Source organism: Candidatus Hydrogenedentota bacterium, from assembly GCA_035450225.1.
Classification (GTDB): domain Bacteria; phylum Hydrogenedentota; class Hydrogenedentia; order Hydrogenedentales; family SLHB01; genus DSVR01.
Genome location: DAOTMJ010000003.1, coordinates 113,985 through 125,938 on the forward strand (window position 1 = coordinate 113,985; position 11,954 = coordinate 125,938).

Below are 11,954 nucleotides of genomic sequence, written 5' to 3' on the forward strand. Positions count from 1 at the left end.
AAGATGGGCAAGAAGATACTCCTTGTTGAAGGAAACGACGATGAACACGTTCTCAAACACATTTGTGGAAATCGCGGAATCCCGCAAATCGATGAGATCAAGCAACAGGGAAGTGTCAGCCGGTTGCTGGACAGCTTCCCTGTACGTCTGAAGGAAAGCGATCTGGAAGCGTTGGGCGTCGTCGTTGACGCAGATACCGACATGCCCGCGCGCTGGCAATCTCTTCGCGACCGTTTGGTGAAAGCGGGATACAACGACGTTCCTGCCGAACCGGACCGTGCAGGCACCGTGATTTCCTCTCCGCCGGGATCTCTGATGCCACGCATGGGAATCTGGATCATGCCGGACAACCAAGAGAAAGGCATTCTGGAGAGCTTCCTGTCATTTCTTGTGCCGAAAGATTCCTGCCTGTTCGAGCATGTCAAATCAAGCATTGCCGGCATTCCTGAAACCGAAAGGGAGTTCGCGAAAAAGGATGAACCCAAGGCCACTATCCACACATGGCTGGCGTGGCAAAAGGAACCAGGAAAGCCTTTGGGACAGGCTATCACTGCCAAGTACTTAGACCCTTCCGTTCCTCAAGTGGACGTTCTCGTGTCTTGGTTGAAGCGGCTTTTCTTTCCAGAAGCCGAGGGCGGCGTTTCTACCGCGCGATAGGCCACGAGGCGCGGTCGGCGTCCGGGTAGGGGCCGATCTTTTCGACGGGAATCGGTTTGAATCCGAGTTTGAAGGCCGGGGAATCTTCCTTGAGGCGGAAATCCTTGTTGGCGGCATCCACGAAGCGCGGATCGGCATCGAGCAGGTTGTCCTCGAACTTGAGATAGCCGCGCGCCTTGTCTTCGATGTCGTCCCATTTTCCGCCGACGCAGATGTTGCGCGCGATGAGGTTGCCTTTCGGGGCCTTGGGTTCGTCTTCCATCATGCCGGCGAGTTGGGGATAGCGATCGCTGTACGGCGGCTTGTTGTACGCCATGTTGCAGACGGTTCCTTTTTCCCGGTGCTCCTTGATCCAGCCATCGGCATGATAGCCGGCCCATCCGAGCGCGCGCGCGTCTATGTGCAGCGCGGGCGAACAGTCCACGAACACGTTGTTCTCGATGGTATTGTCGCGTCCGCCGCCGATAAAGGCCGCCATGGTCACCTCGTGGAAGATATTGCCGAAAATCGCCGCCGAGGCGAACATGTCGTCGAGATAAACTCCCACGCAGCCCCGGCCCTCGAAGCCCCTGATCTGGTGCAGATAATTGAACCGGATGATGTGCCCACGCATGGTCCAGTCGCGCCCGGCATACATCGCGCCCGCGTCGTTCGATTCCTCGCAGACGTTGTAAATCTCGTTGTACTCGATGACGTGATCGTTGCCTCCAAACGAGATGGCCATGTGCGGCGCGTCGTGGATGAGATTGTGCGCGGCGCGGTTGCCGACGCCATGGAGTGAAATGGCCGCGTTGTACATCCGCGCCCAGCGGCTGTAATGATGGATATGGTTGTTTTCCGCGACCATGTTCGCGGGGGTAAGCGTCGCGCGGTCGCCGCCGCTCAGGCTGATTCCGCCCTTGCCCATCTGGCATAGATCGCAACCGTACACGCCGCTGTCCGGCGAATCGCCCATCGAAACCGCCGAACCGCCCACGTTGCGGATGACGCATCCGGCCACGCGATTGTGCGAACCGCCGGAAACGGCGATGGCCGTCCCGCGTGTCGCTTCGATCCGCAACTTGCGAATCGTTAGATACGACACGTCTTTCGCGACAATCGCATGGTCGAGAACGGAGACAACGGCCTCGCCGTCCGCAATCGGCGCGGGCGGCCAGAAATAGAGGATGCCCGTCTCGCGGTCGAGATGCCATTCGCCGGGGGAATCGAGTTCGGAAAGCAGGTTGAAGGCATAGTACCACTGGCCCTTGCGATAACCGTAATTGTGATACGGCGGCGTGATCGCCAGAATGGACTTTTCCGTGTCTATGGACTCGATCTTTTGCCGCTGATCCGACCAGTCCCAAAACCAGTAGCCGTGCAGCCAGCCGTCCTTCTCGCCGACCCACCGCTTCGGGCGATCGCCGTCATAGACAAACTTGCCGACCGTGCTGCCGGGGATGCCGTGGATCTTGTGGCCGTCGTCCACGACCAACTCCTTGATGCGCACAAAACCGTCGTTGGGCCAGCGCGACAGCGTCATCGGCTTGTCGTTGAAGAACAATTCGAGGCCGTCGCCGGATGGTGCGCCGAAATCCGTGATGCCGATCGCCTTGAGATCAGCTTGCACGACGTGTCCGCGCGCCGAGGGATCGAGGCGATTCAACACACCGGCATCGGTAACAGGTGAGAAATCCTCGACACGAATCCCCCCGACGATCCTCGCCTCCTCGCTGCCGAAACCCGAATAGACTAGGGGAGAATCGGCCGTGCCCGAATCATCGGCGGCAAACGTCAGCGTCTTTTCCAGAAAATACACGCCCCCGCGAATTTCGACGCGTACGCCGCCCTTTGGCAATCCCTTTTCCGCCTTCATCGCGCGAATGGCGTCGCGCGCGCGTTCAATGCTCTTAAGGGGGCCGTCGGCGCCGTTGGGTTCGCTCAACGTGCCCGACCAGCCGTCGTTGCCGTTCCCCGCCACATACAGGACAACAGGGGCTTCCTGCGCGACCGACAAGCATGGAACAAGCGCCAACGCCACAACGATTGAGGCACGGCAAAGCATACCCGGCATTTCAAGATCCTCCATTCCGCGCAGGGGCGCGGTTTGTCCCGCATCCAAAGGCCGACACGCCGCGATGTCGCTGTCGGCGGCCCGATTTTCAGGTTCGCAACATCGGCGCGTAAGGCGGGGACCTTGCGAACAAAAGCCATTATGTCACGTTCGGGATACGTTTTCCGAGTCGGTCTTGAAGGCAGGGTGGATGTTGTTTATTACGCCAAATGGCGGTATAATACAGGCAAGATGGCGTAAAAGGACTCGAATCGCATGTCCAGGCATCCAGTAAAGAAAAAAATGCGCGGCACACCGGCGCGTCCGCGCACGGACACAATAAAACACACGGCGGGAAAATCGCTGGGTCTTTCCCTACGAGGACCGGCGGACGCGGTAAAATCTGTAAAGCGGGGGCTTCCCATTGCGTGCGCCGAAGACTTGCGGAAAAGTCTTGGCGTGTCGCAACAGGTGTTCGGGCGGGTTACCAACATGTCCGAGCGGACGATTGTCCGGCGGAAAACCGCTGGTGAAGGCCGTCTGAAGACCGACGAGTCCGAGCGGGTGCTTCGCATTGGCTTGTTGTTTGACCGGGCGGTTGAGACGCTCGGCGGTGTCGAGCAGGCTCGCGCGTGGCTGAAGGCGCCAAGCCATGCGTTGGGCGGGAAAACCCCGCTCGAATTCGCCGACACGGAACCCGGTGCGCGCGAAGTCGAGAATCTGCTGGGCCGCATCGAACAGGGGGTCTTCTCGTGATTGTCCGCGCGTGGCGCATTGTCCAAGCGCGTCACGCGAAAAACGCCTTCGACGGGGAAGGCGCGCGTCTGTACGGCGGACGGTGGAACCCGCCCGGCGTGGCCATGGTCTACACGGCGGGTTCGAAATCGCTGGCCATGCTCGAATTGATGGTGCATGGGCCGCTGGAACGGCTGTTGAATGTCTATGTCTGCATCCCTGTCGAATTCGACGGGAAGTGGATGAAAAGCATTGCCCGGCAGGAACTTCCGCGCGATTGGCGGCTTTATCCGGCGGCGAACGCGACCCGAAATATCGGCGAACGCTGGGTGCGCGGCGGCATTTCCGCCATTCTTGAAGTGCCCTCCGCCGTGGTGCCCGACGAATCCAACTACCTGATCAACCCAAGTCATCCCGATTTTGCCCGGCTGCGCATCGGCAAACCCGAACCGTTGGATATTGACGCGCGGCTGTTGAAAAACGCGCGATAACAAACCTCTTCGCAAAATCGCCATGGGCGAACCTTGTGCCGATATGCTTGGTTTCTGGATAAAGAAATCCGCCGGAAAAGGGAACATTTTCGCCGGTTCGGGGTATATACAGTGAAATTGAATGCGATGATCAGCATCGCACAGAGAACGGTGACAACGATGACACAGGACAAACGGAAGGGAACGCGGACCACGCGGCCGGTATGCGCGTGGCTGTCGTTCGGCGCGGATGAACCCCCATACGGCGCGCTCAGCATCGATTTGGGCGCGGACGGCGCACGTTTCGGCGCCTTGCGTCCCGTTTCCACGGGCGATCGCGTTCTCGTGTCCATCCAGTTGCCGTTTGCCGGTATAGAATGCAAGGGGCAGGTGCGCTGGTCCCGGCGCGCGGAAAACGGCCTGCAATGTTTCGGTGTTCAATTCGTGGACCTGCAGGACAACGAGCGCGCGCAATTGCGGCGGTTTGTGCGGCAGAACGCACAGCCGGCACAGCTGGCGTTGGGCTGTTGAGACACGTCCGCGGTGTATCCCCAATCGCTGGGAAGGCCGGCGTGTTGTATGCGATGTCGTGTGGGCTGAACTTGCGAGCCTGTTTCCATCCCGGGAAGCGTTGCTGGTGCGCATGGTTCGCCTCGATATCGGCTTTTCACCCATCGAACGCGAAGCGGCTGCGTTGGAGGGAGCAAGCGGGCGGAAATATTGCACGCGCGATGGAAAACGGACGCGCGTCATTGCCGATTTCCTGATTGGGGCCCATGCCAAAGTGCAGTGTGATCGCCTGCTCGCCAGCGACCGGGGATTCTATCGCGATTTCAAGAAGGTTCCCGTTCTCGAGCCTTCGCTATCGTGCAATGGTTAGCGTTTGCCCCGTTTTCAGGTGGATGGTTCTTGGGAATGTAACGGAGCCGACGGCATCGGCTTCGAGTCGCAAGGCGCGTTTGCCTATTTCAACGAGGACCGGCCCCGGTTTCGCGAAAGCGGGGAGATCGATGCGGCTCAAGGCGATCGAACCATGCAGCACGCGAAGCGCGGCCTGCTTGCGCGTTTGTTCGTAGGTTCCCCAGACTCCGTCGAGGGCCCAGAACGTCCTGAAGCGTTCCACACGAATTCGCGGTTCGAAGCCGACAGTGCCGTTGCCCTTGTTGAACGTGAAGCCGGACAGTGCAAGCAGCAGACCGTAGGATGACATCGCGCGGGCATAGTGATGACCGCATTCGAATTCGTCCCACGGGTTGCGCTTGATGCCGTCGTGGCGGTCGCGCGCGGCTTTGACGATGGTCAATCCTTCTTCGACGAGCCCCTCCATGATGCAATGACTCGCGACCTGGTATTCGAAGCCTGTCCAGACTTCGTCGCAGTAGGGGAAGGGCACGGCGGGGCGTTCGCCCCTTGGCCACGTGCACAGAACAAGTCCCGCGTCGTCGTTGATGGCGTAGACGCGCTGCATGTTTGCATGATCCCGCATGTCGGAACGCCAATTGAAGCGGAAAATGGATTTCAGCGTTTTGCGAATCTGTTTCGGATCGATTGCGTACCCAAGCCCCGAAAGGGACGTCAACCATTGCCCAAGAACCTGATCGGACAGGCAGCCCTTTCCGAACTGGAATTGCGGCGCCATTTCCGGATTATGACGTTGTTCGAAATAGGCGCCGTTGAACAGATTTTTCTCGACCCATGCGCGACCGCGCTGCGCGATGGCGCGGTATTCGGTGGCTTTTTCAGTTTCACCGAAAAACTCGGCCATTTCCGCGCCAGCCGTCAATGCGCCGAGATAGAAACACGCCGTTAGGGGATTCGGACCCACAAATTCGATGTCGTAGGTGTTGTGCTGGATTCCATCCATGACGCCGTCCTTGTCGGCATCCCATTGCACCCATGCGAATTCAAGCGCGCGCCGGACCTGCGGCCACAGCCGCTTGAGCCACACGTCATCGCCGGAAATCATCCAGTCGCGGTAGGTTTTGATAATGCCGCCCATTTGGCCGTCGGCACAGGCATGGAAGGTGTTTGGCGCCGCGCCGATCGGCAGTTGGAGCCGGAAACACATGCCGCCGTCGTCGCGCATGTTGTATGTGTAATCGGCGGTGCGCATCGATCGTTCGAGCGCGGGGAAGAGGAAGGCCAGCGCCTGCTGGTAATTCCACACGTGCGTGCAGGATCCTTCACAACATCCACCGACCGGCGCGCAACCCTCGAAACCGTAAAAGGTCCCATCCGTCAACCTCAGGCAGGTGGCCGTCTTGAGAATCGCCATCTGGCTCGATACCGCGTCGAGGACATAAGGCGGGGCCGTGCTGGAAAACAGGGCATCGTGGAAACGCTTAGTCGTCGCGTGGAGTTCGCGTTCGCGGGCGTGTAGTTTCAGCGCGACGTCGAGTGCGTCGTCGAACTGCGACGCATAGTAATTTTTCCAGACCGGTTTCGCGGCGCCGCAGCCGCCGGACGGGCAGGCGCAACTGCCGCCGCTTCCCAGCCAGTAGGCTTCAAAATTTGGGAAAAACCATGAAAGGTAAAAGGTAACGACCTGCGACTGGCCCGGTTTGAGCCTTACCCGGACGCCCAAGGCGCCCGCATCGCTCTGACCTTCCGGCGAGGGACCATACTCGTGCGACGGCAACATGCCTGTCGGCGCAAACGTGTCCCAAAAATCGTGTCTCGGCGTAAACCAGCCTTCGCGCAGCCAATGCGTGGTATAGGTAATGTTCTTCAAGGGGGTCATTAGTGCCATAGAACCGAAACGCGGGTGATCCGCCCGCCACTTGTTCGATGTGAACATCAGACCACGGAGAGGTCCTTTCTCCACGAAAAGGTTGACGTTTTGTCCGAGGCCGAATTCGACCTGTCCGAGGACACGGTCCCGTTCCGCCTCGCCGATGCTTCCGATCGGATTGTAAAGGCTCCATGCGACGGTTGCGTCAACGGGATGCCGCGATGTGTTTCTGATGGTGTAATGAAAGATGGCCGCCGGAAACCCGCTGTCGTCCGCGCTGCTTGGGATGAAGGGATTATATGCCTCGAGGGAAATGGCAACCGGCAGTTTTCGGCTATTGAACTCGATGTGAGCAAAGGGATACTCGCCGCGGAACGTGCACCCGTCCATGTGGGGAAAACCTTCGCCGCTGGCATGCGGGTCTCCACCGCCGCCGCCGACATGCGGTGGGGGAACAGGGCCTTCAAGCACACGGCAGACCGGTTCCCTGCCTTTCGCGCGCGCCCAGACGACGGGAAACGTACAGGGCAGCACGCTGCCGAAATTGGGGCGGTTGAAAATTTCCCAATCCTTCAATCCGCCCCGCCCCGTCAAGCCGACGGAGCCTGTTCCGATCCCGCCGATCGGAAAGACGATTTGGCTCAGGCTTGCGCCTGAAAACACCCGTTGAGGCCCAAGGTTGAATAATTCATCACGCGAATAATGCTTTTTCATGCTTATCCCTTTGTTAGAAGACGTCCCAACGGACATTCCGCGCATTTCGGTGTCCGGCGGCAGAAGTGTTTGCCGGTCCAGACGATTAGGCCGTGGTATTCCTTGAAAAGATGAATGTCTTTCGGAAGATGCCGCTCGAACAACGCGCGCAGTGCCTCGTATTCGATGTGTTCCGGGATCAGATGGTGACGGCTAAAGATGCGCCGGGTATAGGCGTCCACGACGAATACCGGCTTTTCGCATGCGTACAGAAGAATGTCGTCCGCCGTTTCGGGACCGATCCCGTTGACTTTCAGCAATTCCGGGCGCAGCGTCTCCAAGGGCTGCCGCGCCATCCTGGCCATGTCGCCGCCATACCGATCGACAAGATACTGGCAGAAATTTACAACACGGGAGGCCTTGACCCGAAAATAGCCGGAAGGAACGAGGGCTTCTTCCAGTTGTTTGCGCGGACAGCCAAGTATGGCTTGCGGATCGAGCCGTTTGGCGCTTTTCAGATTGGCGATGGCTTTTTCCACGTTTGTCCATGCGGTGTTTTGCGTCAGAATGGCGCCGATCGCGATTTCAAACGGGGTGTCGCCCGGCCACCAGTGCGTAGGGCCGAAGTGGCCGCTCATGCGGGCGTAATAGCGAAGAAGCGTCCGTTTCACAAAATGCCGATGGTCGTTGCCCCTCATCCCGCGCCTTTCACGCCCGTCCTTTGGCGGCCCATTTTTTTCGTGCCACGCGGATGGCGAGATGTCGCATTTCAAAAAGGACAAACAAAGCTGCGGCGATGCCGGTGCAGAATCCCAAGCGCAACGACAAGGGATTGTAACGGAAATAAACGCGGTGGTTGCCTTCCGCGATGGGCACGGCGCGGAACATCCCGTCGCAAGGAAGGATTTTGGTCGCCTGGCCGTCCACGCGGACGCTCCAACCGGGATAGTAGGTGTCGGCGAGGACGAGCATGCCGGGACGAGAAGTTTCAACGTCAACCGCGATACGGTTATGGAATTCGACGGCAATGGTCACTTTTGCTTCCGGTCCTTCGCTGGTGGAAGGGGGGGGCGGCGGACCGGCGCCTTCGATAATCGGCGGCAGATCCGAAGCAATGGCCGCCGGATCCAGCGTGTCCGCTGTTCGCCAATCGTAGGCGACCCATGCGCGGGGTTTGGCGCCCATATCCTGAAAGAGGATCGCGCCGCTCGAAAACACGTGCTTGATGGCCAGCATCGGCCGGACCGACGCGAATGCGCCTTGAATGTCTTCCTTCGTGAGCAGCAACGCGGAAGCGCCCGCCCTCCGAAGCAATAGCGGGTCGGCCTTGGCGCGTTCCCAGAAAACGGCTTGCCGTTTCAGGACGGCGCCGCCGGGAGAATAGATCTGCGGCACGAGATTGCCCGCCAGCGGCCAGTTTCGCAGGGCCTCGCTTCCGCCGATACGAGAACCGGCCTCGCGCAGTGTGGAGGTAAATTCCGTTTCAGGGAAAACAAGCCGCCATGGCGTGCCGACGAGGTCGGGCTTGTAGGCCCACATCAACGAGCAGAAAGCCACGGCGGACAGCCCATAGCCGATAACCGGCAGCGAAGGTTTGAACAGGGTAAAGGCGAGCAAGCCGACCGTCGCGGCGAAAAAGAAAAAGGCGACACCCAATTGCATCCACAAAGGCCACACGCCGAACGACCATGCGTGCCGCCACGCATAAAGGAAGTAGAACCCCGCCACAAACAGCAACGGCAGAAAGACCGCCATGCGCTTGAGCGTCGTCATGCATTGGCGCGGATCGAGCGAAACCCATTCATCCGCCGCAGCGGCGGCCATGAGCGCCAGCGCCAATGCGTTCCCGATAATCAAATGCTGCGGACCCATCCATGCCCGCGAAGCGCGAAGCGCAGGCACATGGGTCTGAGCGAGGGCAAGCGCGGTCAGCAGGCCGCAGGCCAGCAACATCGCTTCGACGCGCTTTCGCTGGGCTTCCGAAACGAACCGGCGCAGAGCGAACCAGAGCGGAAACAGCCAGAGCGAGACGGCGCCGACATGCAATATCTTCAGGAAATGGATATCGGATGCCCAGCCGGTCGTTTGGATGCGCGCAGGATCCCAGTTCAGGAAGTGGGGAAGGAAGAACAGAAGAAAGTGGGGTAATCCGAAAAACGGTTCCTGCATCTGAGTGGATTTTGGAACCACTTCCCTTATAAGTTCCACGTAAGGAACGATTTGCAATGCCGCCACGAAGAGGCCCGCCAGCAGAAAGGCCAGGATCGTCCCCATGGATCGAAGCGTGTTCCGCCAAGGGGGGCGATATAATGCCGTGCGCGCCAAGAAATAGACCAGAATGAAGAGGATCGAACCGGCCACGGCTTCGGGTTCGCCGCCATAGGCCATCGCCGCCAGCACTACCGCCCCAACGGGCCAATGATCCCATTGGCCGAGAGCCAAGCGCTCAACGGTCAGGAAGAGCAGCGGCAGCAGGGGCGCGACATCGCTGATCGGTTCGGCGCACTGCAAAAAGACATGCCCACTGAACTGGTAGGCCACGGCGGCCAGCATGGCCACGGGCGGCCCAAACCCCAGTTTGCGCGCCGTGTAAAAGGTTGTCCAACCCGCCACCATCAGTTTGAGGAAGACCGACACATACAGGGCGAGTCCAAACGGCAAGATATAGAAGGGCACGGAAAAGGGGGAGAGGCACGCGGGACGCCATTGTCCGAAAAAGGGCATGCCGCACCCTTCCAACGGACTCCAAATCAGCGATGGCCGGATAAATCCCATCAGATTCAGGAACATGCGCCAAGGCACGAATTGACGGGCTTCGGCCAGACCGTCCGTTTCGGCGGGCAGTTGCAATCCCTCTGGCCGCGCCGACTCCCACGGCGGCTGGAAAAAGAGCGCGCGGGTGTCGCACGGCGCTTTTTGCTGGGCCAGCAAGGGGGCAAACGCCAGCAGCGCCAGCAGTGCCAGCGCCGCCAAGCATCCGGCGTCCGCAAATGCTTTGCGATATCGTCGCGGAATATGAAAATCCCACGATGGCCAGCGAATGTTCACTATGGCATTTCCCGTCTGTTGAATCAGTCCGTTCCGGCGCGGCCATGGTGCAGCCCGGTCGCGCCTTTTACGTCATCTTGGCAAAATAACCCCGGCTGCGTCAACGTTTCCGGGCGGGCGTATGGATGCCCATGCCGAAATAGTCTTCGGCGGCTTCCGGCAAGGTTTCCGACAGGGTCGGATGCGTGAAAATAGTATGGACGATTTCCTCGACGGTGGCTTCCATGGACATCGCCACGGCGGCCGTGGCGATCAATTCGCCTGCTTCCGGGCCCATGATATGCACACCAACGATTTCGTCCGTTGTGGCGTCGCCTACAATCTTGACCATGCCGTCGGTCTCGCCGATGGCCTGTGCGCGGCCGCTGGCCACGAACGCGAAACGGCCGGTCTTCACGTCAAGGCCCGCCGCCCGCGCTTCTTTCTCGGTCATTCCAACCGAGGCCACTTCGGGTGATGTGAAATTGCAGGCCGGCACGACGCGATAATCCATTTTCCGGTTGCCGCCCGTGGCGTTTTCCGCCGCCACGATGCCCTCGGCAGAGGCGCCATGCGCCAGCCATGTCTTGTCTATGACGTCGCCGATTGCGTACAGACCCGGCACGGAGGTTTCCATGCGATCGTTCACGGGGATTCCGCCGCGCTTGTTTACCTGGATACCGAGTCCCGGCGTTTCGGTCACGGCCTCGGAATTACATTGCAACCCTATGCCAACAAAGACTTTGTCAACCTCGACAACTCCCGGTTTTTCGCCTTGCAATTCGAGACGGACGGTGTTTTTCCCAATGTCGGTCTTGGCGACTTGGGTGCCGGTGCGCACATCAATGCCGCGTTTCTTGAACGAGGCCGCCAGTTTCGTGGTCAGTTCCTCGTCGGCGCGGGGCAGCACGTTCGGCATCAACTCGACCAGCGTCACTTCGGCGCCAAAGGCGTTCCAAATGCAGGCGAATTCCGCGCCCATCGCGCCCGCGCCGATGACCGCGACACGTTTGGGCACGAAATCGTAGTCGAGCGCTTCCGTGCTGCCAATCAGCATGTTCCCGTCAATTTCAAGTCCCGGAAGGCGAGCGGGACGTCCCCCGGAGGCCACAATAATCTTTCGGGCATGGATATCCTCGTCACCCGCTTTCACAATGCCCGGCGCAATCACGCGCGCATCGGCCTTGAGGACTTGGATGCCGTGGGATTTGAAAAGGGCTTCGATGCCGGCGCGATTCCGCCTGATTACCCCCTCCTTGTGCTTGAGCAGGGCCTTCATGTTCAGGGAAACGCCCTGGCATTCGACGCCGAAGTCCGCGCCGCGCCGCGCCTTGTGAAGGAGGTTCGCGGTATGGATGAACGTCTTGGTTGGAATGCAACCGGCGTTCAGGCACACGCCGCCCAATTGCCACCGCTCGACGACAATGACCTTCGCGCCGCGCTGGGCCGCGCGGATCGCCGCCACGTACCCGCCCGGACCGCCGCCTATAACCACTACATCGCAGGAAAGCATTTCAATCTCCTTCTCCAACCCGCCATCACTAAAAAAGAGGGAAACACGAATGATTATTGGCCAAACGCTTGCCGATATCCTGAAGCCTTTGGCCTT

General features: G+C 59.6%; 10 protein-coding genes. 5 read left to right on the forward strand and 5 right to left on the reverse strand.

Features of this window, described 5'->3' with window-relative positions:
* Positions 1–3: 3 nt before the first annotated feature.
* Positions 4–657, forward strand: coding sequence for a hypothetical protein (locus P5540_03555; GenBank protein HRT63877.1), 654 nt, complete (start codon positions 4–6; stop codon positions 655–657).
* Here the strand turns inward: P5540_03555 and P5540_03560 are convergent.
* The gene (locus P5540_03560; GenBank protein ID HRT63878.1) at positions 644–2,710 is read right to left on the reverse strand and encodes a right-handed parallel beta-helix repeat-containing protein; all 2,067 of its coding nucleotides are present in this window, start codon (positions 2,708–2,710) and stop codon (positions 644–646) included. The genes P5540_03555 and P5540_03560 overlap by 14 nt on opposite strands.
* A gap of 255 nt (positions 2,711–2,965) precedes the next feature.
* On the opposite strand from P5540_03560, the gene P5540_03565 reads away from it, so the two are divergent.
* From P5540_03565 to P5540_03580, 4 genes are all read left to right on the forward strand, one after another.
* Positions 2,966–3,445, forward strand: a complete 480-nt coding sequence (locus P5540_03565) for a DUF2384 domain-containing protein (protein HRT63879.1) — start codon at positions 2,966–2,968, stop codon at positions 3,443–3,445.
* Positions 3,445–3,915, forward strand: coding sequence for an RES domain-containing protein (locus P5540_03570; GenBank protein ID HRT63880.1), 471 nt, complete (start codon positions 3,445–3,447; stop codon positions 3,913–3,915). Before P5540_03565 ends, P5540_03570 begins: the two co-directional genes overlap by 1 nt.
* Before the next feature lie 159 nt (positions 3,916–4,074).
* Positions 4,075–4,425: a PilZ domain-containing protein gene (locus tag P5540_03575; protein HRT63881.1), complete on the forward strand. Its 351-nt coding sequence runs from the start codon at positions 4,075–4,077 to the stop codon at positions 4,423–4,425.
* A gap of 58 nt (positions 4,426–4,483) precedes the next feature.
* On the forward strand, positions 4,484–4,774 hold the full coding sequence (locus P5540_03580; GenBank protein HRT63882.1) for a hypothetical protein: 291 nt from the start codon (positions 4,484–4,486) through the stop codon (positions 4,772–4,774).
* Here P5540_03580 and P5540_03585 read toward each other — a convergent pair.
* From P5540_03585 to lpdA, 4 genes are all read right to left on the reverse strand, one after another.
* Complete coding sequence (locus tag P5540_03585; GenBank protein HRT63883.1) at positions 4,757–7,339, reverse strand: GH116 family glycosyl-hydrolase; 2,583 nt, start codon at positions 7,337–7,339, stop codon at positions 4,757–4,759. The two genes, P5540_03580 and P5540_03585, sit on opposite strands and share 18 nt — an antisense overlap.
* Positions 7,340–7,341: 2 nt before the next feature.
* Positions 7,342–8,016 carry an endonuclease III domain-containing protein gene (locus tag P5540_03590; protein HRT63884.1) on the reverse strand — a complete coding sequence of 225 codons (675 nt, stop codon included), beginning with the start codon at positions 8,014–8,016 and terminating at the stop codon, positions 7,342–7,344.
* Positions 8,017–8,026: 10 nt separating this feature from the next.
* Positions 8,027–10,366: a YfhO family protein gene (locus tag P5540_03595; GenBank protein HRT63885.1), complete on the reverse strand. Its 2,340-nt coding sequence runs from the start codon at positions 10,364–10,366 to the stop codon at positions 8,027–8,029.
* 100 nt (positions 10,367–10,466) lie between these two features.
* Complete coding sequence (gene lpdA, locus P5540_03600) at positions 10,467–11,858, reverse strand: dihydrolipoyl dehydrogenase (protein HRT63886.1); 1,392 nt, start codon at positions 11,856–11,858, stop codon at positions 10,467–10,469.
* Positions 11,859–11,954 lie beyond the last annotated feature (96 nt).

Bases quoted from the DNA above. Each gene is read 5' to 3' on its own strand.
- P5540_03555 (HRT63877.1), top strand. From the start codon at position 4: ATGGGCAAGAAGATACTCCTTGTTGAAGGAAACGACGATGAACACGTT.
- P5540_03560 (HRT63878.1), bottom strand. From the start codon at position 2,710: ATGCCGGGTATGCTTTGCCGTGCCTCAATCGTTGTGGCGTTGGCGCTT.
- P5540_03565 (HRT63879.1), top strand. From the start codon at position 2,966: ATGTCCAGGCATCCAGTAAAGAAAAAAATGCGCGGCACACCGGCGCGT.
- P5540_03575 (HRT63881.1), top strand. From the start codon at position 4,075: ATGACACAGGACAAACGGAAGGGAACGCGGACCACGCGGCCGGTATGC.
- P5540_03585 (HRT63883.1), bottom strand. From the start codon at position 7,339: ATGAAAAAGCATTATTCGCGTGATGAATTATTCAACCTTGGGCCTCAA.
- P5540_03590 (HRT63884.1), bottom strand. From the start codon at position 8,016: ATGAGGGGCAACGACCATCGGCATTTTGTGAAACGGACGCTTCTTCGC.
- lpdA (HRT63886.1), bottom strand. From the start codon at position 11,858: ATGCTTTCCTGCGATGTAGTGGTTATAGGCGGCGGTCCGGGCGGGTAC.